Annotated in this window: 16 protein-coding genes and 1 pseudogene; 7 read left to right on the forward strand and 10 right to left on the reverse strand. The window is 72.4% G+C overall.

The window, feature by feature from the left end; all coding sequences use genetic code 11:
• The 5 genes and pseudogenes from ACLVWQ_RS24645 to ACLVWQ_RS24665 all read left to right on the forward strand — a co-directional run.
• Positions 1–2,278: pseudogene (locus ACLVWQ_RS24645) on the forward strand (hypothetical protein); the annotation flags it as partial.
• A complete protein-coding gene (locus ACLVWQ_RS24650; RefSeq protein ID WP_414111342.1) occupies positions 2,275–4,095 on the forward strand; it encodes a vWA domain-containing protein in 1,821 nt (606 codons plus the stop codon). The pseudogene ACLVWQ_RS24645 and the gene ACLVWQ_RS24650, both read left to right, overlap by 4 nt.
• A gap of 58 nt (positions 4,096–4,153) precedes the next feature.
• The gene (locus ACLVWQ_RS24655) at positions 4,154–4,834 is read left to right on the forward strand and encodes a vWA domain-containing protein (RefSeq protein WP_414111343.1); all 681 of its coding nucleotides are present in this window, start codon (positions 4,154–4,156) and stop codon (positions 4,832–4,834) included.
• A 1-nt stretch (position 4,835) separates the two neighbouring features.
• Complete coding sequence (locus ACLVWQ_RS24660; protein WP_414111344.1) at positions 4,836–6,179, forward strand: protein phosphatase 2C domain-containing protein; 1,344 nt, start codon at positions 4,836–4,838, stop codon at positions 6,177–6,179.
• Positions 6,176–7,858, forward strand: coding sequence for a hypothetical protein (locus tag ACLVWQ_RS24665; protein WP_414111345.1), 1,683 nt, complete (start codon positions 6,176–6,178; stop codon positions 7,856–7,858). Before ACLVWQ_RS24660 ends, ACLVWQ_RS24665 begins: the two co-directional genes overlap by 4 nt.
• A 17-nt stretch (positions 7,859–7,875) precedes the next feature.
• Here the strand turns inward: ACLVWQ_RS24665 and ACLVWQ_RS24670 are convergent, their stop codons facing one another.
• From ACLVWQ_RS24670 to leuA, 5 genes are all read right to left on the reverse strand, one after another.
• Positions 7,876–8,577: a Crp/Fnr family transcriptional regulator gene (locus ACLVWQ_RS24670; protein ID WP_414111346.1), complete on the reverse strand. Its 702-nt coding sequence runs from the start codon at positions 8,575–8,577 to the stop codon at positions 7,876–7,878.
• Positions 8,562–9,056, reverse strand: a complete 495-nt coding sequence (locus ACLVWQ_RS24675) for a Pycsar system effector family protein (RefSeq protein ID WP_414111347.1) — start codon at positions 9,054–9,056, stop codon at positions 8,562–8,564. The genes ACLVWQ_RS24670 and ACLVWQ_RS24675 overlap by 16 nt, the downstream gene beginning before the upstream one ends.
• Before the next feature lie 105 nt (positions 9,057–9,161).
• Positions 9,162–9,719 (reverse strand): glycoside hydrolase family 25 protein, encoded by a 558-nt coding sequence (locus ACLVWQ_RS24680; protein ID WP_414111349.1) that lies wholly within the window; start codon positions 9,717–9,719, stop codon positions 9,162–9,164.
• Positions 9,720–9,816: 97 nt separating this feature from the next.
• On the reverse strand, positions 9,817–10,695 hold the full coding sequence (locus tag ACLVWQ_RS24685) for an ABC transporter ATP-binding protein (protein ID WP_414111350.1): 879 nt from the start codon (positions 10,693–10,695) through the stop codon (positions 9,817–9,819).
• Positions 10,696–10,697: 2 nt separating this feature from the next.
• Positions 10,698–12,533, reverse strand: coding sequence for a 2-isopropylmalate synthase (leuA, locus tag ACLVWQ_RS24690; RefSeq protein WP_414111351.1), 1,836 nt, complete (start codon positions 12,531–12,533; stop codon positions 10,698–10,700).
• 187 nt (positions 12,534–12,720) lie between these two features.
• Between leuA and ACLVWQ_RS24695 the strand changes: the two genes are divergently transcribed.
• The gene (locus tag ACLVWQ_RS24695) at positions 12,721–13,410 is read left to right on the forward strand and encodes a FadR/GntR family transcriptional regulator (RefSeq protein WP_414111352.1); all 690 of its coding nucleotides are present in this window, start codon (positions 12,721–12,723) and stop codon (positions 13,408–13,410) included.
• Between the two features lie 71 nt (positions 13,411–13,481).
• Here ACLVWQ_RS24695 and ACLVWQ_RS24700 read toward each other — a convergent pair whose 3' ends face one another.
• Entirely contained in the window at positions 13,482–14,585 is a 1,104-nt protein-coding gene (locus tag ACLVWQ_RS24700) for a winged helix DNA-binding domain-containing protein (RefSeq protein ID WP_414111353.1), read from the reverse strand.
• Positions 14,586–14,766: 181 nt separating this feature from the next.
• On the opposite strand from ACLVWQ_RS24700, the gene ACLVWQ_RS24705 reads away from it, so the two are divergent.
• The gene (locus tag ACLVWQ_RS24705) at positions 14,767–17,220 is read left to right on the forward strand and encodes a tetratricopeptide repeat protein (RefSeq protein ID WP_414111354.1); all 2,454 of its coding nucleotides are present in this window, start codon (positions 14,767–14,769) and stop codon (positions 17,218–17,220) included.
• A 10-nt stretch (positions 17,221–17,230) separates the two neighbouring features.
• On the opposite strand, the gene ACLVWQ_RS24710 is transcribed toward ACLVWQ_RS24705, so the two are convergent.
• The 4 genes from ACLVWQ_RS24710 to gcvH all read right to left on the reverse strand — a co-directional run bounded on the left by ACLVWQ_RS24710 (position 17,231) and on the right by gcvH (position 22,317).
• Positions 17,231–19,048 (reverse strand): hypothetical protein, encoded by a 1,818-nt coding sequence (locus tag ACLVWQ_RS24710; protein WP_414111355.1) that lies wholly within the window; start codon positions 19,046–19,048, stop codon positions 17,231–17,233.
• A gap of 98 nt (positions 19,049–19,146) precedes the next feature.
• Positions 19,147–20,529, reverse strand: coding sequence for an L-serine ammonia-lyase (locus ACLVWQ_RS24715; RefSeq protein WP_414111356.1), 1,383 nt, complete (start codon positions 20,527–20,529; stop codon positions 19,147–19,149).
• Positions 20,530–20,629: 100 nt separating this feature from the next.
• Positions 20,630–21,892, reverse strand: coding sequence for a serine hydroxymethyltransferase (glyA, locus tag ACLVWQ_RS24720; RefSeq protein ID WP_414111357.1), 1,263 nt, complete (start codon positions 21,890–21,892; stop codon positions 20,630–20,632).
• A gap of 47 nt (positions 21,893–21,939) precedes the next feature.
• Positions 21,940–22,317 (reverse strand): glycine cleavage system protein GcvH, encoded by a 378-nt coding sequence (gene gcvH, locus ACLVWQ_RS24725; RefSeq protein WP_414111358.1) that lies wholly within the window; start codon positions 22,315–22,317, stop codon positions 21,940–21,942.
• Positions 22,318–22,557 lie beyond the last annotated feature (240 nt).

Below are 22,557 nucleotides of genomic sequence, written 5' to 3' on the forward strand. Positions count from 1 at the left end.
CGCCCCGGCTCCGACCTCGCCCGCGCCCGCGCCCGCCGCACAGGGCGCGGGCGGCGGACCCGGCGGGGGAGGCGCGCCCCCGCCCGGTGGCGGCGACGTACCCCCACCGGCCGGCGGGGGCGGCGCCCAGCAGGCCCAGGCGCCCGGCGGCGACAACGTCGGAGCGGGGGCGAACGCCAAGGGCGCCACCGCCCGTTCCGGGCAGGGCAGTCTGCGCGCCGGGCTGCTGCGCGAGGCCTGGACCCACATTGGCGGCGACCGGGTCCACGGCGACAAGGTCGTCGTCCAGGCCTCGGGAGAACGCGCCGTCGTCCTGCGCACCCTGTCCGCAGGGCTCGTGGAGACCGTGCGGCACGCCTTCAGGAAACCGCCGCGCTGGGACGACATCCAGACCGACGCCTGGCGGCACCGCCGCTCCGTCGTCCTGCGCGGCCCCGGCGGCGCCGGCAAGACGGCGGCGGCCGTACGGCTGCTGATCGCCCGTGACGCCAAGACCTGGTACCGGCTCGACTCCGTCGACGACCTGGCGCGCCTCACCGAGCTGAAGCAGATCGGCAGCGGAGCAGGGCTCATCCTGGACCGGCCCCGTGACCTCGGCGAGCTGCGCGGCCCGCTGCTCGAAGGCCTGGAGGACCTGCTGTACCGGGCCGACGCCCACCTGGTCCTGATCGCCGGGACCGAGGACGAACTGGGCCGCGGCGTCGGCGAGTGGGTCCAGCGCGTCATCCGTCCCGAAGCGCTGGACGCCGTACTGGAAGCCCATCTGCGGCACCGGCTGGGCGAGCCCGAGGCCGAGCGCGTGCTCGACATGGCCGGGGTGGCCGAACTGGCCCGGGAACTCCTGGAGGAGGCCGCCTGCCGTGACGCGGCCCGGCTCGCGGAAGTCCTCGCGCAGGAGTACGGCCCGGCCGGTCTCGAACCGCCCCAGGTACTGGATCTCGACCTGGACCGGGTACGGGCCCGGATGGACCAGACCGGCGGCGAGGGCCCGGAGGAGTGGTTCGAGGGACTCGGCGACACCGTGCTGCGTACCCAGGCCGTCGCCCTCGCCGTGCTCGGCGGCCTGCCGCAGGAGGAAGTGGCGCTGGCCGCGAGCACGCTCCTCGACTGGTTCCGCAGCGAGCGCGGCGTCCTCACGCCCAGCGTCGAACAGGGGCCCGTCCCGCTGCGCCAGGACCCCTTCGCGCACTCCCGCAGACTGCTCGCCGAGAAACTGCGCTCCCGGACCGTCAGCTCCGTGACCCAGGGCAGTTACGGCTGGCTGCCGTGCACCGTCGCCGAGTACCGCAACCCCGACTACCCGTCCCGCGTCATCCGGCACGTCTGGTCGGAGTACCGGATCCAGCAGGAACTCATCGGCTGGCTGGCCGAGTTGGTCGACTCGCCCGCCCAGCAGGTCCGCAGTTTCGCCGGGACGGCGCTCGGCCTGATCGCCACCGAGTCGTTCGAGTTCATCGCCCACCAGGTCTTCGCGGGCTGGATCCAGCACGAGGACAGCGGCTCACCGCGCCGGGAGGCCGTCGCCTACGCCCTGAAGGTCTGCGCCCGGGACCCCGCCCTGCGCGCGGGCGTCCGCGCGCTGGTCAACAGGTGGTACCTGAGCGGATCGTGGCAGCCGCAGGCCGCGGCCGCGCGGGCGTACGGACTGTGCCTGGGCGGCACCGATCTCGGCACCGCCGTCGAGGCCCTCACCCGGCTCGGCACGGTCGACCACATCCAGGTGGCCATCGCCATCGGTGACGGCTTCGTCGACATGCTGGCCGAGGACGTCACCCAGCACGCACCCGTGGTGCTGCGCGCCGTCGCCGAGATGGCGCACGAACCGCGGAGCCGGGCCTGCGGCCATCTAGTCCTCCTGATCCTCGCCGACTCCCTGGTGACCGACGAGGTGGTCGCGGGCGCGGTGCGGCGCAGCCGGCCCACGCTCCTGCAGCTGTCCACGACCGGGCCCCCGGACGGTGAACTGCGGCGGCTGCTCGGCTACCTGTGGGCCGAGGTCGTCGGCGGTGAGCTCTTCTCGGAGGAGGCCGCCGGCGTGCTCCACGGCTGGGCCGCCCAGGCCGAGTCGGACCCGCTGCTCCTCGACGACCTGGTCCGCGTGCTCGTCGAGGACATCGCCGCCCGCGGGCCCCGCGTGAACCTGCTCCTGCAGCGCTACGTCGCCCTCTGGAACGAGCGCGACTCCTTCCGTCCCCTGCCCCGCGCCGCGGCGGTCCTGGGCAACGCCCTGCGCCAGGGCCCGCGCGGTCTCCCCGCACAGCCAGGAGGTGCCCGGTGAACCAGCCGGTGTCGTTGATCGTCAGCCAGACGTCCGTGCCCCGCCTCACGGTGGGTCCGACCAAGGCGAAGGAACCGCACCTGGCCGTCGTGTACGCCACCGCCGCGGGCGACGTGGCGTGCTTCGACGGGCGGCCGCTGCGGACCGGGCAGCAGTTCTTCTCCAAGTACCGCATGCGCTACGAGGTCGACATGCGCCAGCAGCACCGCACCGCGGTCCTCGGCCAGCACCCGCTGATCTCCCGGGACGGAGTGCACGCCTTCGAGGTGACCCTCTCGTTCACCTTCCGCGTCGACGGCTGGCAGGGCGCCGAGAAATGGGTGAGCTCCGGCCTGCGGGACCCGCTCCCCGTGGTGCACGGCCACCTCAACAGCCGCTTCCACGCGGCCGGGCAGAACTTCGGCATCGACGACTCCTTCGGCCTCCAGCGCCACCTCAACCAGCTCAGCGCCGCGCCGGAGTCCCTGTCCGCCGGCCTGGTGATCGACAACTGCCGGGTCCTGGTGCGCCCCGACGCCAAGTCGCTGGCCTACCTGGAGACGCTGATCGAGGCGGAGTGGGAGGAGAACATCGGCGCCGCCAAGCACCGGCCGAACACCGGCGGCGCCCACCGGGAGGGCGAGCTCAAGGCGATCGGACAGACCTACGAGATCCAGGCCACCCAGCGTCAGGCCGCCGCGTTCCCCGACCTGATCTCGACCAGCGAGGGGCTGATCCGGCACTACCTGAACACCCATCCGGACGACGCCGCCGGGGCGTTCGAGATGAGCCGCCGGCTGGAGGAGGCCCGCAACGCCACCGCCGAACTGCAGAACCAGCGGGCACTCGGCCTGTTCCAGGTGATGGCGGAGAAGGGGCTCATCCAGGCCGGAGACCTCGATCTGCTGCGCCAGCAGCTCACCGGGCAGGTCGGCATGGCCACCGGCGGTCACGTCACGCTCTCGACGGCCGCTGCGTCCCAGCTGCCCGGCGCCCGGCCCTGGGACGCCGCGGCACAGCTCCCGCCCGCGCCGCCGGCCCGGCAGACCCCGGCCACGCCCGCCGCACCGGCCTCGCCCGCCGCACCGCCCACCGTCACGGCACCGGCCATGCCGACCGCGCCGACCGTCTCGGGGGCGCCGGGCACACCGGCACCGGCACCCGGCACCGCGGCGTTCTCCGGCGTCGCCCTCATCTACCTGGTCATCGACGAGTCGCTGGACGGCGACTGCGTGGACGAACTCAACCGCGGTCTCGCCGCGCTGCACTCGGCGCTCTCCGGCGCACCCGCCGTCTCGGCCGCACTGCGGCTGTGCGTCCTGGGCATGGCGGCGGGCACCGAGATGAGGCTGCCCCTGGACACCGTGCTGCCCAGCACCCGCACCCCGATCCTCGCCGGACGCCAGGGACTGTCGTACGAGGAGGCGTTCCGCATGCTGCAGGCGCTGCTCCGGCAGGACGTGGCGCTGGTCAAGACGCAGCGGACACAGGTGCTGCGGCCGATCGTCTTCTTCCTCACCGGCGGCGTCCCCGACGAGGGCGCCGGCTGGCACGACGCCTATCGGGACCTGGTCGACCAGGGCGGCAACCCGGTGGCACCGCATCTCGTCGCGCTCGGTCTCGGCCGGGCCGAGGCACGCGCGGTCCGGACCGTGGCCACCCGCCCCGAGTTCGGATTCATGGCCGCACCGCACCAGGACACGGCCTCCGCCGCGCACAGCTGCGCGGGTTTCCTGCGGGACACGATCGTCGCCTACGGGCAGCGACTGAGCTCAGGCGACCCACAGTTCTCGCTCGTTCCACCGGACGGTTTCCGGTCGGCGGAGGACGCGTTCTGACACGCGTGGCACCCACGACAGCAAGCGCACGACAAAAACAGGACAAGGACACAAGACGATGGTGGAAAGCAACAGGGGGCACTTGCTCCCCATCTACGTCCTCGCCGACGAGTCGGGTTCGATGACCAGTCACATCGACGACCTGAACGCCGGACTGAGGTCCCTGCACCAGGCGCTGCTCGGGGAACCGATGGTGGCGGCCAAGGTGCGGTTCTCCGTGCTGGGCTTCGCGGACGACGTGATCGAGCGGGTGCACCTGGTGGACCTGCGCAGCGCCGCGGAGTTCCCGCAGCTCAGCACCCGCGGCATGACCAGTTACGCGGCGGCCTTCGAGGACCTGATCACCCGGATCCCCGTCGACGTCGACAGCCTCAAGGCCGAGGGGTACCAGGTGCACAGGCCCGCCGTGTTCTTGCTCAGCGACGGGCTGCCGAACCCGTACGAGGACTGGCAGGACCCGCACCGGCGGCTCACCGACCGCGCGCAGACCCGGGTGGCGCCGAACATCATCGCCTGTGGGATCTCGGACGCCGACGCGGAGATCATCAGCCAGGTCGCCACCCAGCCGGAGTTCGGCTTCGTCGCCAACGAGGGCGTCGACGTCGGGCCGGCCATCGCGAAGTTCTGCGCGGCCCTCACCACGAGCGTGATCGCTTCCGGGCGTTCGCTCAACTCGGCCTCCCCTCATCTGGTGGTGGAGAGGCCGGACAACTTCACCCTCGCGATCGATGTGATCTGACATGCGGTGGCTGTTCGGTCGCCCCGCCGAGGACCGGCAGGGGTGGCAGGAGAAGAGGAAGGACCGTCCGCGGCCGGACGACCGGCAGCAGCCGGAGAGGCCGGCGCCCGCGCACGAGCCGCCGGAGCCCGAACCCGAACCCGAGCCGGAGCCGGAGTCGGCACCGACGCCGGACCCGGCCTCGGACTCGACGCCGGACTCGACCCCGGACCCGGCCGGGGAGCGGACGCCGGGCGTCGATCCCCGGTACGAGGTCATGAGCGCCGGGAGCACACGGCCCGAGGCACCCGCGGGAGCGGAAGGAGCCGAGCGCGCGGCGGGCCCCGAGGGCCCCGAGGGCCCCGAGGGCCCCGCGGGTGCCGCGGGTGCCGTGGATCCCGAGGTAGAACGGCCGGCCGTCACGAGGGTCCCGGAGTCTGCCGCCCCCCGCGGGCCGGAGCTGGTGACGAGCGACCTCGGCCGGCTGTGGCAGCCCCTGAAAGTAGGTGAACCGGTGGCGTTCTTCGAGCCGAAGCCCCCCTCGGGGCTGTCCTACCGGCCGGACACCGTGTGCGACGGCTGGTCCACGAAGGAACTGCACCTGCGCCTCGCCTCGGTACGCGGCTACCAGCACCGGGCCGACGGCAGCCCCCGCGAGGACGACGTGGCGGCGGCCTGGGACCGGAGCACCGGAACCGTGGTGTTCGCCGTCGCCGACGGGGTCTCCGCCGCCGAGCAGCCGCACATCGGGTCCCAGCTGGCGTGCCGCAGCGCGGTCGAGACGATGCTGGAACAGGTGCGGGCGGGCGACGGTTTCGTGGCCGACTGGGTCCATCTGCTGAAGACGGTCCACTGGCAACTGGTGGAGCAGACGCGCCGCATCCTCCACGAGCCCGGGGCGGGACTGGAGCAGGCGGCGAAACTGCTCGCCACCACGCTGGTGGCGGGTACCGCGACGCCCACCGGACAGGGTGTGTTCATCAACCTGGTCTCGATCGGGGACTCCGGGGCCTGGCTGATCAAGCACGAGAACTTCTACCAGATGGTGGGCGGCAAGATGCCGGGCGCGGACGGTCTGGTCTCCAGCGCGGTGGACCCGCTGCCGTTCTTCCCCGGGGTGATCCGCCCGCTCTCCTTCGGCCTGGAGGAGGGCACCGTCCTGTTCGTCGGCACGGACGGCTTCGGCGATCCGCTCGGGGACGGGAGGGGGGCGGTGGCCGCGTGGTTCCGCGCCCGGCTGCAACGGCCCGTACCGCCGCTGGGCCTCGCCCATCTGCTGGACTTCTCACGGGAGACGTTCGACGACGACCGGACGCTCGTCGTCCTGTGGCCGCGGAGGACCGAGCCACCCGGAGGCCGGCCATGACGGTTCCGGTCAGCTACGCCCGGCCCGATCAGCTGGGGGACTATCAGGCACACCAGTTGGGCCGGGGCGGCCAGGGCACGGTCTACCGGGTGCCCGATCCGCCGGGCAGGTTCACCGGTGCGGACATCGTCTACAAGGAGTTCCACGAACCGCAGAAGACCGACAGCGACGTGCTCTACGACATGCTCGTCTTCCGTGAGGAGCTGAGCCGGTCCCATCGCCACGACTGGGCCTTCATGGACGCGCGGCTGACCTGGCCGCTCGCGATGATCTACATGGGCAGCCGGCCCACCCGGCTGAAGCCGTCGCTCAACTCCGGTATGCAGGTGACCGGCTTCCTGATGCCCCGGATCAAGCCGGAGTACCAGATCAGCAACGCGGTACTGGGCTGCACGAAGGCGCAGGACATGGCCTTCCTGCTCAACGAGGACGCCTTCACCACCCGGATCGGCCTGCCGGTCGGCGACGAGGACCGGCTCGGCCTGCTGTTCGACCTGGCGGGGCTGCTCACCCGGCTGCACCGGCACGGGGTGATCGTCGGTGACCTCTCACCGAAGAACGTCCTGTTCACGCTCGTCCCGAAGCCCAACTGCCTGCTCATCGACTGCGATTCGATGCGGCTGCGGGGCAGGGACGTGCTGGCGCAGGTCGAGACGGACGCCTGGGAGGTGCCCGAGGCGGCGAAGGCCACGGCCGCCTCGGACTCGTACAAGTTCGGCCTGATCGCGACCAGGGTCTTCAACCGGGATCAGCACAGTACGGATCTCAGCGGGCTGCGCGCCGTCTCGTCCGGTCTGGCGAACCTCGCGGAGCGCGCCAGGAACACGGACCCGCGGAGCCGGCCCGCGCTGGAGGAGTGGCCGCGGGTGCTCAAACAGGCCCTGGCCGAGCGGAAACAGAAGGCCCCGTTCGGCCGGCCGTACGTCCCGCCCCCGGGCCGGCCCGTCGGGCAGCAGTTCCCGGCACCGCCCCCGAGGCCCCGGCCGGCGGCGGCCGCGGGCCGGACCACCGCGCCCGGGTCCACCCCGGCCGACGCCGTGCCGATGCCGCCCGCTGCGCCGCCCGCTGCGCCGTCGGCGGCCCCGCCCTCGTGGGGCGGACGCGTGCTGACGGTGCTGCTGGTGATCATCGTGCTGGCGGTCGTCATCGGCCTGCTGGCCGCGATGACCTCGGACGACTCGGCCGACGGCTCGTCGTCGGTGGACTCGACGGTGGACTCGACGGTCAGGAGCGACACCGGCACCCGGGGACGGGCCACGGCGCCCGGTGCGAGCGTCGACTACTCCCAGGTCGCCGACGAGCCGGAGGCCGACGAGGTGGCCACCCTGTTCGCCCGCTTCTACGGAGCCGTCAACCAGCGGAACTACGACAAGGCGATGACGTACTACGACCCCGCGTCGAACGTGGTCGACACCGGCTCCGCCGCGAGCCGCGAGGGCTGGACGCGTTCCATGCGTACGACCGAGGAGTCGGACATCGTCCTCGGCGCACTGTCGGTCTCCGGCCCGCACACCCTCGCCACGGTGCACTTCACCAGCCACCAGGACGCCGGCTACGGACCGGCTTCGAACCCCGACGACACCTGCGACGCGTGGACGGTGACCTACCACCTGACCCGCACGAAGGGGTACCGCATCCTCAAGGCGCCCGCGGAGGGGGTGAGCCACACCCCCTGCTGACGCCGCGCCCGCGCCGCTCAGTCGCCGAAGGCCTGTGTCTTCAGCTGGTCCACGGAGCGGATCAGCAGCGACTGGCGGCCCGTCACTATCCAGCCCCGGCCCCGCCATTGCTCCAGTACGCGGCTGACCGTGCGTCTGGAGCTGAGGACCAGGCCGGCCAGGTCGTCCTGGGACAGGGGCAGCGCGATGCGCCGGCCGGAGCCGTCCGGCTCGCTGTACCCGCAGCGTTCGGCGAGGTCGAGGAGGAGCGCGGCCAGCCGGGCGGGGACGGGCTCGGTGATGCCGGTCCGCTGGAGATCGGCCTCGCGCAGCCGCTGGGAGAGCGTCTGCTGCAGCGCCGCCGCGACCCGGACGTTGCCGTGGGCGATGGCGTGGAAGCGCGGGGCCGGCAGGTACAGCAGCTCGACCCGGGTGGCCGTGTGCAGTGAGGCGGACCGGCGCCGCCCTTCGAGTCCTGCCTGCTCGCCGAGGAGTTCGCCGGGGCCGCGCAGGGCGAGCAGGGCGCGGTAACCGGCGTGCGACTGGGCGACCACCTTGACCCAGCCGTGCAGCAGCACGATCAGGTGGTCGGAGTCCTCGCCCTGGGCCAGGAACTGCGCGGCGGCGGGGAGCGAGGAGTGCGTCGCCGCCCGGCGCAGCGTGTCCTGGTCCGAGGGGTCCAGTACTTCCCAGAAGGTGGTGGGGCGGCGGACCGTCACGGTGCTCAGCCCAGCAGCCACGCGAGGACGACGGACAGGGCGCCGACGACGGCGAGCGTCAGCGACTGCCGCACCCGCCGGTGCTTGACCCAGGCGACCTGGCTCATGGTCACCAGCTGCTGGGTCAGACTCTCCAGCGGTGAGACCTGGCCCAGCCGTTCGGCGAGGTGGTGCGGGTCCCAGTGGCGCAGATCGCCGAAGTAGATGAAGTGGTGCTCCCTGTTGAGCCCGGGTTCGCTGCGCAGTCGTGGGACGACCACGGACACGGAGGCGAGGGCGGCGAGTCCGAGCAGCGCCGAGCCCAGCCACAGCAGGACCTTGGACAAGGTGTGGTCGAGTTCGCCCAGCCGGTGGCCGGGGCCGGACACCGCGATCAGCGCGCCCAGGGTCGCCGACTCCAGGGTGAGCGCGAAGACCGCCTTGGAGTCCACCTTGCCCGTCCAGTCGGTGAGCACCGCGTGGATCCGCCACGCGGTTTCCACCGGATCGGTCTCTGCCATGGAGCCCCCCGGCATCGGCTTCTCTGTACGACCGCGCAGGGGCTCAGTGTGGCACCGGGGCCTCGGTGCCGGACCCACTCCGTCAGAAGCGCGTCCTTACGTGGATCAGGCGTCCTCGGCCCATTCGCGCAGGGCGGCCTTGCTGGAGAAATCGGCGACGTTCTTGTCCAGCGGGTCGTCCGTGTACTGGTGGAAGCGCCACTTGGCCTGGATGCGGGGTTCGCCGGCCGTGACGTAGTCGGCGATCCAGAGGGCGTCACCGGCGTACGAGGTCGTGTCCACGTTCAGCCAGTAGTTCCGGTTGCAGTACAGGATCACCCGGTTGTTCGGCCGGAGTTCCCTGACCTTGCGGATGAAGCGGTCCTTCTCGGCGTTGCTCGCGTGGGTGCCCTCGCCGGTGGTCTCCCAGTCGACGGCGAGGATGTCGCCGGCCTTCTCCGGGGCCTTGCTGACGAAGTACTCGGCCTGAGCGGTGAGGTTGCCGGGCCACAGGAAGTGGTAGAACCCGACCACACAACCGGCGTCCCTGGCCCGCTTCGTCTGCGCGCTCAGCTTCGGATTGACGTACGTACGGCCTTCGGTGGCCTTGACGAGGACGAAGGACAGGCCTTCGGTGCTGTACGAGGACGACTGATAGGCACTTACGTCGATGCCGCGCAGCATGTGTGACTCCTTGGTGCGTGGGGGGCCTGAAGTACGGATGGTCCTTCCTGATGGCTGTGGGGGCAACCTACTGTGACGTTCCCCCACTTGGTCCGCCCTACCCTCGCGCGGGGTGTTGTGCGGAATCGCAAGGAATCGCGACACGACCCACACCACCACTCGCACGCCCCCCGGCGCCCGGTCCCGCCGGACGCCCGGTCCGCACGCTCCACCGTCCGTCGGCGCGCGAGAGACGGATCGGATGACCGAAGCACTCACTGGCCTGATCGCTGGTCAGGACCTCGTCGGCCGGACCGGAGGCGAGGCACCGCCCGTCCCGCAGGAGCAGCACGTGGGTGGTGCCCGGCGGCAGCTCCTCCAGGTGATGGGTGACGAGCACCGACGCGAGATCCGGATACGTGTGCTGCAGGCCGTCGATCCGCTCGATGAGCTGCTCGCGGCCGGCCACGTCCAGGCCGGTCGCGGGCTCGTCCAGCAACAGCAGGCGCGGACTGGGCATCAGGGCACGGGCGATGAGCGTACGGCCCCGTTCCCCCTGGGACAGGGTCGGCCACCGTGCCGAGTGGCGTTCGCCCAGGCCGAGCAGGGCGATGAGTTCCTCGGCCCGAGCGACCTGCTCGGCCGCCGGGCGCCAACGGGGGAGCGGCTCGGTGGTGTTGGTCAGCCCGGTCAGTACGACCTGGCGAACCGTCAGCGGCGAACGGAGCGGATGCCTCGGGTCGACGTGCCCGACCAGGGAGCGCAGCTCCCGCAGGTCGACCCGGCCCAGCTCGTGGCCCAGCACCTCCACGGTCCCGCGAGTGGGATGCGTGAGCGCGCCGAGCAGACCGAGGAGGCTGGTCTTCCCCGCGCCGTTGGCGCCGAGCAGCGCCCAGTGTTCGCCGGCCCGGACGGTCAGGGACACCTCTCGGAGGATCGGGTTGCCGTCGCGGACGAGGTCCACGTCGTGCGCGTGGAGCACCGGAGTCCCGTTCATGGTCACGCCCGCCCGGCCCGGTTGACGGCCGCCAAGACCGCGTGCACCGACGCGGTCAGGACGGAGGTGTCCCGGCCCGCTCCCCAGCGGGTGACGCCGCTCACCCGGCACTCGGCGTAGGCGACGGCCCGGCTGTCCGGACCGGCGGCGGTGGGGTGTTCGCGGTGGCTGAGGATGTCCACGGGGACGCCGACGGTACGCAGCGCGTCGGTGAGGGCCGACAGCGGCCCGTGACCGGTTCCCACACAGGAGCGCGCCCGCCCGTCGACGCGCAGCGTGCAGGTGAACGTGTGTGTGGTGGGCTCCGTGTGCTCACCGGAGCCGGTCGCCTCGGCGACCCCGGTGGTCCAGGACTCCAGCGTGAGCGGCCCGTCCTCGGCCGGGGCGGCGTAGGTGCTGCGGAAGAGATCCCACAGCTCCTCGTGGGAGAGCTCCCGCCCACTCGCGTCGGTGACCTGCTGGACGGTGCGGGAGAAGTCGGGACGCATGCCCTGCGGCAGGTCCAGGCCGTGGTGGGTGAGGAGCAGGTGGGCGATGCCTCCCTTGCCGGACTGGGAGTTGATACGGATGACCTCCTCGTAGGTGCGGCCGAGGTCGGCCGGGTCGATCGGCAGGTACGGCACCGTCCACGGAGCCAGACCGGCGGGAACCCCCAGTTCGGCGGCGGTCCTGGCGTGTTGGGCCAGGCCCTTGGCGATGGCGTCCTGGTGGGTGCCGGAGAACGCCGTGTGGACGAGGTCGCCGACGTAGGGGTGCCGCGGATGCACCGGCAGCCGGTTGCAGTGCTCCACCACCTCGCGCACCACGTCGATGTCGGAGAAGTCGATCATCGGGTTCACGCCCTGCGCGTACAGGTTGAGGGCCAAGGTGACCAGGTCGACGTTCCCGGTGCGCTCGCCGTTGCCGAACAGGCAGCCCTCCACGCGCTGCGCCCCGGCCAGGACGGCCAGTTCGGCGCAGGCGACGCCGGTGCCGCGGTCGTTGTGCGGATGCACGGAGAGGATCACGGAGTCACGGCGGGCCAGCCGGCGGTCCATGTACTCGATCTGGTCCGCGTACACGTTGGGGGTGGCGATCTCCACCGTGGCCGGCAGGTTGTGGATCACCGGCCGGTCCGGGCTCGCGTCCCACAGCTCGGTCAGGCCGTCGCACACCTCCAGGACGAAGTCCGGCTCCGTGAGGTTGAAGACCTCGGGTGAGAACTCGAACCGGATGTCGGCGCCGGGGTGTTCCTCGGCCCGCCGCACCAGGTGGGTCGCGGCGTCCCGGATCAGCGCGTGGACCTCCGCACGGGACCGCCCCAGGACCACGTTCCGCCAGGTGGGAGCGGTGGCGGTGTAGAGGTGGACGACAACACGGTCCAGTCCTTCGACGGAGGCGACGGTCCGGTCGATCAGATCCCGGCGGGCCGCCGTGAAGACCGAGACGGTCACGTCCTCGGGCACCGCGCCGCTGTGCGCCAGATGCCGTACGAAGTCGAAGTCGGTCCGGCTGGCGGAGGGATAGCCGACCTCGATCTCCTTGAACCCCATGGTGACCATGAGGTCGAACATGCGGCGCTTGCGCTCGGTGTCCATCGGCTCGGCCAGCGCCTGATTGCCGTCCCGCAGGTCGACCGGGACCCAGAGCGGGGCCCGCTGGAGCCGCCGGGCCGGCCAGGTCCGGTCCGTCAGGGGCAGCGGGACCCGGGTGTGGGCGGGCCGGTAGCGATGGTGCGGCATCGCGCTCGGACGCTGGGGGTTCCAGAGCGGGGCATCCGCGGGGAGGGCACCGGACGGGGTGCGCAGGGTGGGAAACGCCGAGGGGACGGCGGGGGTCGTCGCAGGGGACGCAGCCATGGCGCGGGACTTCTTTCGGTCGGCCGTCGGACGACCGGCGCAGCACGGCCTCCGCTGCGGGGGGCCGGTCGTGTCAGGCCCCGCAGCGGCAGGCAAGGAGAAGGGACTCGCGCGGCGGCATGCCGGGTACAGTAACGGCAATCGAACTCCTCAGACAACCTGAGGTGTGTGGAGAGGCGGGCATCACATGTCACTGAGTGCTCTGCGACCGTCACCACTGGTCGAGCAGGCGACCGAGCGGCTGCGTGAGCAGATCGCCGACGGCGCCTGGGGCGTCGGGACGAAGCTTCCCGGTGAGACCTCCCTGGCCGCGTCGCTCGGCGTGGGGCGCTCCACGGTCCGGGAGGCGCTCCGCGCACTCGCCGGGGCGGGGCTGGTGCGGCCCCGCCAGGGCTCCGGTGTCTTCGTCATCGCCACGAGCCCCCAGGAGGACTGGTCCGCTCGGCTGCGTCGGGCCGCCCTCACCGATGTGTACGAGGTCCGGGTGCTCATCGAGGTCGAGGCCGCGCAGTTGGCCGCCCGGCGCCGTACCGACGACGACCTGCTCGCCCTCGGCTCGGCCCTGGCGGGGCGCCGCACCGCCGCGGAGGCGGGTGACGCCGAGTTCGTCGACGCCGACATCGCGCTGCACACGGCGGTGGTCGCCGCCGCGCACAATCCGGTGCTCACGGGCCTGTTCACCGAGTTCGTCCCCGTGCTGCGGCAAGGGCTGTGCGACCTGGTCGAGTTGCTCGACCTGCGTGCGGGTGACCCGAACCACGGTGACCACGGTCACGCCGCGCTCGTGGACGCCGTGATCCAGGGGGACGCGGAGGCGGCGGGGCGCACGCTCAGGGAGGAACTGGAGCGCACGCTCGACCAGCTGCGCTCTCTCTGACGCACCGATCGGACATGCCGGACGGACCCTGGGCGGGCCCGGCGGGGCGGCCGGGCGGCCAGGCGGCGGGATCAGGTTCGGAGCGTGAGAGTCACCGGGTGGCCGGGTTCGTCGGTGATGAAGGACAGGAGGCGTTCGGCCTCCGCGGCGGTGGCCTCCTTGTCGTGTGCGGTCGGCTCGGTGAAGAACTCGACGGTGAGCCGTGAGACGGAACGTTCGCGTTTCAGGCTCCACACGCCCCGGACGAAACCGTCCACCAGCACCGTCGGCAGGACTCGGGCACCCGGGCGGAACACCTTGGGGCGGTCCTCGTCCGAGATGACCCGGGTGCGGTCGTGGTGGGACAGGACGAGGTTGTCCCACTCGGGGAGCAGGCGGACCGGCGCCGGAGTGTCCGCGTCGGGCCGCGGGGCCCCGGGAAGGTCGAAGAGTTCCGTGCCGTCCTCGGTGCGCAGGACGTCCAGTTCGGGGCGCAGCCGCTTGAGGACCGCGGCCAGGCCGGTCAGCCCCGACCAGGTCTGGACGTCCTTGGCGGTCGCCGGTCCGAAGGCGGCCAGACAGCGGCGTACGAGTGCGTCGGGCCGCTGCTCGCCGTGGGGGGCGGAGCCCAGCCGGTCGTCCGCGTTCACGTACGTGGCACGGGACCCGGAGCCCCAGGTGCCACCGGGCGGCTTCTGCACCACCGGCAGCAGGCAGCGCAGTGTGATGTACGCCAGCGCCGACGCGTCGCGGTCCGGGTGGCCCTTGACGAGGGTGTCGCCCAGTTCGCCGTATCCGTAGGGGCGTTCGGCGAGGAGGGCGCGTGCCTCGTCGGCCAGGGCCGCCAGGTCGAGACCTTGAGCCCGCTTGCCCATGAAGCCGCGCATCGTCTTGACCAGGGCCGGTTCCAGCGCGGGCCGCAGCCTCAGGTAGTCGCGGGCCGTCGTCACCTGGAGCGTGGCGCGCAGCAGGCTGGCCCGCACCGCTTGGCGCGTGTCCATCAGCGCGGTGAGGTCGGCCTTGGCGAAGTTCTCCAGCCGGGACCAGAGGCCGACGTACGGGGCGTTGGGGGCCTGGGCCTGGAGCGCGACCAACTGCTCGATGGCGTCGGGAAGGGGGCGGTCGTCGCGGCGGAGCAGCAACTGCCGCTCCAGCAGAGCACGGTTGAGCGCACGGGTGCTGACGGTGTCGCTCATTCGTGTCCTCGTCCTTGTCCCTGTCCTCGTCCCGCGGGTCCGGAACGGCACCAGGGTAGGCGGCACGGACGGGAGCGGGCGGTCGTGTTCCGGCATGTCGGTCGGATCGCGTCGATACCATTGCGGCAATGGCGAGTTGGGCAGATCCATGGGGGAGTCCAGGGTGGAGCCGTTGATGGGCATGGTCCTCTCAGCTGTCGGTACGGTCGCCTCCGGCGCGCTGTCCGGAGCCGGTGGGGAGATGGGCAGGCGGACGTCCGAGAGGCTGTACGACCTGCTGCGCCGCGGCCGGACCGGGGACGGGGCGGCCGGCGCCGGGGGCGGAACGAGTGGTTCGGCGCGGGCCGTCCTGCCCGCGCTGCCCGTCACCGAGTCCGAGCGGGCGGCGGTCGCGCTGCTGCTGACCGAAGGCGCCCGCAGCTCCCCCGAGTTCGCGCGTGACGTGACGGAGTGGGTCCGCGAGGCCTCGTGGCTGGCGCCGCGCGCTGTCCCCGCGGTGGCGCAAGGTGCCTCCCGTCCGCGGATGCTGCCGCCGGCGACGGCGGTCTTCACCGACCGCGCGGACGTGCTCGCGTGGGTCACGGCGCTGTTGTCGGACGACGCGTCGCCGGACAACGCGTCGCCGGAGGCCGAGAGCCGCGTACCGGGTGCGCCGACGACCGCGGTCCTCACGGGGCCCGGTGGCATCGGCAAGACCGCAGCCGCCGTCCAGTGCGCGTTCGAGCTGGGGGAGCGGTTCCCCGACGGCGTCCTGTTCGCCGACCTGAACGGCGCGTCGGCCGGCACCGCGCTCCCGCCGTCCGACGTGCTCGCGCGGTTCCTCGAACGCCTCGGGGTGCCGCCCGGCAGGGTGCCGGGCGACGAGGCCCGGCAGCGGGATCTGTACCGCGACTGCACGGCCGACCGGCGCATGATCGTCGTCCTGGACAACGCGCACGACGACGCCCAGGTCATTCCCTTGCTGCCGGCCTCGCCGGGGTGCCTCGTCCTGGTGACGAGCCGTCATCGGCTCGGCCGCCTGGTGGCCGGGTACGGGGCGCGGCCGTTCGCCCTGGGCCCCCTGTCGACCGAGGACTCCGTCAGTCTGATCAGGCGGGTCGTCGGAGGAGACCGCCCGGCGGCGCCGGACGCGGTCGTCCGGGCCGTCGCGGAGGGCACCGGCGGGATTCCCCTCGCGGTGTGCACCACGGGCGCCGGCCTGGCCGTCCGGGAACACCTGACCTGGGAGCGCGTCGCGCGACAGCTCTCCGACCGGCTCCGCGGTCCCGACCAGGAAGGCTCCGCCATGGGGGAGGGAACCCTCGAAGGGCCTGGGGCGACCGCCGACCCCGTCCGTCTCGCCCAGGAGGTCGCCTACGGCGAGCTGACACCCGCCTGCGCCGCCTTCTACCGCGCGATCGCGGTGTGGGCCTGGCCGACCGTGACCGTGCTGTGTGCCGCGCACGCCGCCGGTGTCGGCGAGGACGAAGCCCGGGAGCTGCTGGAGCAGTTGGCCCGCGTGCATCTGCTGGAGGAGGTCGGGGAGGAGCGCTACCGCTTCCACGATCTGACCCGTGCGCACGCCCGCGAGCTCGCGGTCACCGAGGACGGCCACGTCCGGATGGCGGCCGCGGTCCGCCGGGTGGCGGTCGCACATCTGCGCTTCGCGGCGCGCGCCGACCTCAGGGTCATGCCGCTGCGCTGGCGGCTCGGCCCCGCCTACCGGGGGATCGCTCTCCCGCGGGACCGCGACCGGGCGGACGGCAAGCACGCGCTGGCGGAACTGCGCGCCGAGCGGGAGAACCTCGCGGCGGTGATCCGGGCCGCCGCTCACCACGGCCTGGACGACCTCGTGTGGCAGTTGTGCGAAGCCATGTGGGGCCTGCATCTGCTGCTCGGCTTCCACGCCCAGTGGATCGACACGCACCTGCTCGGGGTGGAGGCCGCGCGGCGCGGCGCGGCGGAGTTCGGCGACCCGCGCGCCGTCGGCCGTATGGCGGTGCAACTCGCCTTCGGCCACATGGAACTCGGCCGGGCGGCCGACGCGGAGGCCGCCCTCGTGCGGGCCAGGGCCGCGGATCAGGCCTGCGGTCACCACCGGGGCGAGGCGACCGCCGTCGAGGTGCTGGGGCTGTTGCGCCTCAGGCAGTGGGAGTTCGGGGCGGCCCAGCGGTGCTTCGAGGAGGCGCAGGAGATCCTGGGCCGTATCGGCCCGGGTGAGGACGGGTGGGAGGACGTGCCGCGGGCCACGGCGCTGCTGGAGCACCACATCGGCCGCGCCCGGACGAAGCAGGGGCAGTCCACCGCCGCCGTGGCCCGGCTCAACGACGCCCTGGCGCAGTTCCGCCGGCTGCCGGGCGGCGACCCCTACAACGAGGGCCGGGTCTACATGAGCCTGGGCGACGCGCACCTGGCCGCGGGTGACGTGGAACTCGCGCGGGTGTGCCTGGACGAGGCGGTCGAGGCCATGACCGAGGCCGGCGCGGGTCTGCAGCTCGCCGACGCCGTCCTGGCGAGGGCCCGGTGCCATCGCAGCGCCGGCCTCCCGGCACAGGAGGCGGAGGATCTCCGCACCGCCGAGGCGTGCTTCGAGGAGAACCGCGACAGCACCGGCCTCGAACAGGTGCGGGCCCGGCTGGCCGAACTGGCGGCCTGAGAGACCGCCTTCACGGCGTGGACGTGGGCGGGGACACGGACGTGGGCGGGGCCGACGCGGACAGCGGCTCGACCGTGACGCGGTGCACGGCCGCACCGGTGCGCACGCCGATCTCGGGGACGGCCTGTGCCAGGGTCCGGCCGCTCGCCGTCCAGGCGTACAGCGCGGAGGCGTAGACGGCCGGATCGCACAGGTCGGGCCGCCCGTCGGGGCCCGCGGCGGCGGACAGGCGTACGAGCTCGCCCTCTCGGGTGCGTACGACACAGCGGTCCGGCCCGTCGACATAGGCGACCAGCCCGCAGTACGGGTAGCGGTCGAGCGCCTCCGCGGCCCAGACGGCCGGCGGCCCGAGCCGTGGATCGTCCGGGGCCGCATGCCGTACGACGACGTCGGCCACGCTCAGCCGGCCGCTCTCCCGGGTCTCCTCGTCGACCACCGTGTGCGCGCTGTCGGCCCGCACCGCGGGGCCCTCCGACGGGTCGGGCCCGTCGCCGACGACGGCGTACCGGACGAGGGCGAGTTCCGGCGGCTCGGTGCCGAGGTGCCGGGCGAGGACCCGGACCGGTGCCGTGACGCGGGCGGGGAGGTACGGCGGCAGCGGCAGCGGGTCGAGCAGCGCCCGGTGTTCCTCGGGCTCGGACAGCTCCATGAGGCCGTAGAACAGGCGGCGCAGAAGGAACGCCGACTCTCCCGGCGACGAACTGGTCTGCTCCGCCAGTTCCTTGTAGAGGCCCGGCTCGTACGAGGCGATGGCCCGGTCGATCTGTGCGCGCAGGCTGCCGCGGGGGAGGAGCCGGGGAGCCGTACGGCCGAGGGCGGCCACCGGGGAGAGCGGGTCGAGGTCCTGCTGGGGGAAGGCGCCGAGGAGGACGGGAACGCCGATGGACGCCGCGTAGTAGGTGACGCTGGAGTGGTCTCCCAGGACGCAGTCGGCCGCGATCAGGGCCTGTCTCCACCCGGCGAGCGGGTCGATGGCGTCGAGCCCGGCCCGCCGCGCGCCGTCCAGCCACGCATGGACCTGTCCGGGGCCGTGGCCGTGCCAGATGTTCGGATGCAGGACGGCGACCGTGCGGTACTCGTCGGCCGGCAGCTCCGTCGCCAGCCGTGACAGCAGCCAGGGCAGCAGGTCGGCACCGCCGAACAGGGAACGCGACGCCCAGGTCGAGCTGACGACGACCAGCCGCCGGCCGGGCCCCACACCCAGGGCACGGCGGAAGCGGTCGCGCTGGGGGAGGGCGGCGAGGATACGGTCGTGGCACGGATCCCCCGCGAGCACCGCGGTGGGCGCCGCCTGTGGAGAGGCGGCGCGCAGTCTCTCCAGCTGCTCGGGGTGCGAGAGGACGGTGGCGGCCGCGAGCGGACGCCCGTCCCGCAGAGTCCAGTCGGGCGACAGCCCGAAGACCGGCTGCTCGGCGTCCGGTTGTCCGAAGCCCGATCGTCCGGTGTCCGGTGCGGCCAGCCTCTTGTTGTAGCCGACGCCGTGCGACAGAATCACCAACTTGCCGCGTATCGCGCCCAGTTCACCGCCGTAACTCGCGGCCACCGCCAGGTCGAACGTCGTGTCCTTGGCCTGTTCCCACGGCAGGACGGGCAGCCCCGCCTGGGCCAGCAGCTCGGGCACCCCCGCGAGGAACGGGGACGAACCGGTGCAGGTGGCGAACATCTGCACGCGGACATCGCTGTGGAACAGCGGGATGACGTCGAGCAGGCGGGTCGCGGACGTCACGTTGTGCACGATGAACAGGACCCGGCGGCAGCCCACCCGCGTGACCCAGCGCTCCGCGTCCTCGCCCACCGGTACCCGCAACCGTGCCGCCCCGCTTGTCACCGCTGGTCTGTTCCCCTGGCTCGGTCGAGTGGGCCGCTACCGCCGTGCCGCCCGATGCTAGCGGGGCACGGGCCCCGGAAACCATCCTCCCGGTCGGTTCAGCACTCGATGATGTTCACCGCGAGCCCGCCCCGGGCCGTCTCCTTGTACTTGACGGACATGTCGGCGCCCGTCTCCTTCATCGTCTTGATGACCTTGTCGAGGGACACCTTGTGGGAGCCGTCGCCGCGCATGGCCATCTTCGCCGCCGTCACGGCCTTCACCGCGGCCATGCCGTTGCGCTCGATGCAGGGGATCTGGACGAGGCCGCCGACCGGGTCGCAGGTGAGGCCGAGGTTGTGCTCCATGCCGATCTCCGCGGCGTTCTCCACCTGTTCGGGGCTGCCGCCGAGCACCTCGGCGAGGGCGCCGGCCGCCATCGAGCAGGCCGAGCCGACCTCGCCCTGGCAGCCGACCTCGGCGCCCGAGATGGAGGCGTTCTCCTTGAAGAGCATGCCGATGGCTCCCGCGGCGAGCAGGAAGCGTACGACGCCGTCGTCCTTCTCCTCCTCGGAGGCCGCGCCCGCTATGAAGTTGACGTAGTAGTGCAGGACCGACGGGATGATGCCCGCGGCGCCGTTGGTGGGGGCGGTCACGACGCGGCCGCCCGCCGCGTTCTCCTCGTTCACCGCCATCGCGTACAGCGTGATCCACTCCATGGCGTGCGCCGCCGGGTCGCCCTCGGCGCGCAGCTGGCGGGCCGACATGGCCGCGCGGCGGCGGACCCTGAGGCCGCCGGGCAGGATGCCCTCGCGGGACATGCCGCGCGACACGCACGCCTGCATCACGCGCCAGATGCCGAGGAGCCCCTCGCGGATCTCCTCCTCGGTGCGCCAGGCCAGCTCGTTCTCCAGCATCAGGGCCGAGATGGACAGGCCCGTCTCCCGCGCCAGCCGCAGCAGCTCGTCGCCCGTGCGGAAGGGGTACTTCAGCACCGTGTCGTCCAGCTTGATGCGGTCCTCGCCCACCGCGTCCTCGTCGACGACGAAACCGCCGCCCACCGAGTAGTACGTCTTCGACAGCAGCTCGGCGCCCGAGGCGTCGTACGCCCACAGCGTCATGCCGTTCGCGTGGTACGGCAGCGTCTTGCGGCGGTGCAGCAGCAGGTCGTCGTCGAAGGAGAAGTCGATCTCGTGCTCACCGAGCAGGTCGAGCCGGCCCGACGACTTGATCTTCTCGACCCGGTCGTCGGCGCCCTCGACGTCCACCGTGCGGGGCGAGGCGCCCTCCAGGCCGAGCAGTACCGCCTTGGGCGTTCCGTGGCCGTGCCCGGTCGCGCCCAGGGAGCCGTACAGCTCGGCGCGGACCGAGGTCACGGGGGCCAGCAGTTCCTCGGTGCGCAGGCGGTGCGCGAACATACGGGCCGCGCGCATCGGGCCGACCGTGTGGGAGCTGGACGGGCCGATGCCGATCGAGAACAGGTCGAAGACCGAGATGGCCACGGTGACTCCTCAGAACAGGGTGGAGCGAGAGGGGGCTGGGGCCGGCCGTGCGGGGTGTCGCGCACACCTTCCAGTGTGCGCGACCCCGTGCGTAACGGAACTACTTGCCCAGACCGGGGTACAACGGGTGCTTGTCCGCCAGGGCGGTCACCCGGGCCTTGAGCGCCGGCGCGTCGTAGGACGGCTTGAGGGTCTCCGCGATGACGTCCGCGACCTCGGTGAAGTCCTCGGCCGTGAAGCCGCGGGTCGCCAGGGCGGGGGTGCCGATCCGCAGGCCCGAGGTGACCATCGGGGGGCGCGGGTCGTTCGGGACGGCGTTGCGGTTGACCGTGATGCCGACCTCGTGGAGCCGGTCCTCCGCCTGCTGCCCGTCCAGCTCGGACTCGCGCAGGTCGACCAGGATCAGATGGACGTCCGTGCCGCCGGAGAGCACGTTCACCCCGGCCGCGCGGGCGTCGGCGGCGGTCAGCCGCTCGGCGAGGATCCGCGCGCCGTCGACCGTACGGTGCTGGCGCTCCTTGAACTCCGCCGAGGCGGCGACCTTGAAGGAGACCGCCTTGGCCGCGATCACGTGCTCCAGGGGGCCGCCCTGGAAGCCCGGGAAGACGGACGAGTTCAGCTTCTTGGCGAAGGCCTTCTTGGCGAGGATGATCCCGCCGCGGGGCCCGCCGAGCGTCTTGTGGGTGGTGGAGGTGACCACGTCGGCGTGCTCCACCGGGTTCGGGTGGAGACCGGCCGCGACCAGGCCCGCGAAGTGCGCCATGTCGACCCACAGGTAGGCCTCGACCGCGTCCGCGATCCGGCGGAACTCGGCGAAGTCCAGCTGCCGCGGGTACGCCGACCAGCCCGCGATGATCACCTTCGGGCGGTGCTCCTTGGCGAGCCGCTCGACCTCGGCCATGTCGACGAGCCCGGCGTCGTCCACGTGGTAGGCCACCACGTCGAACTGCTTGCCGGAGAAGTTCAGCCGCATCCCGTGGGTCAGGTGGCCGCCGTGGGCCAGGTCGAGACCGAGGATGGTGTCACCGGGCTGGGCGAGCGCGAAGAGCGCGGCCTGGTTGGCGGAGGCGCCCGAGTGCGGCTGGACGTTGGCGTACTCGGCGCCGAACAGCTCCTTGACCCGGTCGATCGCGATCTGCTCGGCGACGTCGACGTGCTCGCAGCCGCCGTAGTAGCGGCGGCCCGGGTAGCCCTCGGCGTACTTGTTGGTGAGGACCGAGCCCTGGGCCTCCATGACCGCGACCGGGGCGAAGTTCTCCGAGGCGATCATCTCGAGGGTGGACTGCTGACGGTGCAGTTCGGCGTCGAGGGCGGCGGCGACGTCCGGGTCGAGTTCGTGCAGGGGAGTGTTCAGAAGCGACATCGGTGAGGAGTCCTTGGTGTCGGTCGGCGGTCGTCTGTCGTCCGGCGTCAGGAGCCGGAGAACTCGGTGTACTCGTCGGCGGAGAGCAGGTCCTTCGGCTCGTCCGCCACCCGCACCTTGAAGAGCCAGCCGCCCTCGAAGGGGGCGGTGTTCACGAGCGCGGGGTCGTCCACGACGTCCTGGTTGATCTCGGTGATCTCACCGGTGACGGGTGAGTACAGGTCGCTCACCGACTTCGTCGACTCCAGCTCGCCGCAGGTCTCGCCCGCGGTCACGGTGGCACCGACCTCCGGGAGCTGGACGTACACCACGTCGCCGAGCGCGTTGGCCGCGTGCTCCGTGATGCCGACCGTCGAGACGCCGTCCTCGGCGCCCGACAGCCACTCGTGCTCCTTGCTGTAGCGCAGCTGCTGGGGGTTGCTCATGGCCTGAATTCTCCTTCACGAGGGGGAGTGCTGATGCAACGGGAGGGGGAGTGAGCTGGGCGGATGTGCCCGGGGTCACTTCTGCCGCGCACGGAACGGAGTCGCCTCCGCCGCTCACGGCCCGATACCGCTTCCGATACCGACCGGTGCTCCGACCGGCGCCGACCGGAGGGTACCGGCCGAAGCTTCCCGGCTGACGCCGACCGACCGACGCCTTCCGACCGACGCCTTCCGGCTGAC

The organism is Streptomyces sp. CWNU-52B (assembly GCF_047444975.1).
Classification (GTDB): Bacteria; Actinomycetota; Actinomycetes; order Streptomycetales; family Streptomycetaceae; genus Streptomyces.

Bases quoted from the DNA above. Each gene is read 5' to 3' on its own strand.
- ACLVWQ_RS24655 (WP_414111343.1), top strand. From the start codon at position 4,154: ATGGTGGAAAGCAACAGGGGGCACTTGCTCCCCATCTACGTCCTCGCC.
- ACLVWQ_RS24660 (WP_414111344.1), top strand. From the start codon at position 4,836: ATGCGGTGGCTGTTCGGTCGCCCCGCCGAGGACCGGCAGGGGTGGCAG.
- ACLVWQ_RS24665 (WP_414111345.1), top strand. From the start codon at position 6,176: ATGACGGTTCCGGTCAGCTACGCCCGGCCCGATCAGCTGGGGGACTAT.
- ACLVWQ_RS24675 (WP_414111347.1), bottom strand. From the start codon at position 9,056: ATGGCAGAGACCGATCCGGTGGAAACCGCGTGGCGGATCCACGCGGTG.
- ACLVWQ_RS24680 (WP_414111349.1), bottom strand. From the start codon at position 9,719: ATGCTGCGCGGCATCGACGTAAGTGCCTATCAGTCGTCCTCGTACAGC.
- ACLVWQ_RS24685 (WP_414111350.1), bottom strand. From the start codon at position 10,695: ATGAACGGGACTCCGGTGCTCCACGCGCACGACGTGGACCTCGTCCGC.
- leuA (WP_414111351.1), bottom strand. From the start codon at position 12,533: ATGGCTGCGTCCCCTGCGACGACCCCCGCCGTCCCCTCGGCGTTTCCC.
- ACLVWQ_RS24695 (WP_414111352.1), top strand. From the start codon at position 12,721: ATGTCACTGAGTGCTCTGCGACCGTCACCACTGGTCGAGCAGGCGACC.
- ACLVWQ_RS24700 (WP_414111353.1), bottom strand. From the start codon at position 14,585: ATGAGCGACACCGTCAGCACCCGTGCGCTCAACCGTGCTCTGCTGGAG.
- ACLVWQ_RS24705 (WP_414111354.1), top strand. From the start codon at position 14,767: ATGGTCCTCTCAGCTGTCGGTACGGTCGCCTCCGGCGCGCTGTCCGGA.
- glyA (WP_414111357.1), bottom strand. From the start codon at position 21,892: ATGTCGCTTCTGAACACTCCCCTGCACGAACTCGACCCGGACGTCGCC.
- gcvH (WP_414111358.1), bottom strand. From the start codon at position 22,317: ATGAGCAACCCCCAGCAGCTGCGCTACAGCAAGGAGCACGAGTGGCTG.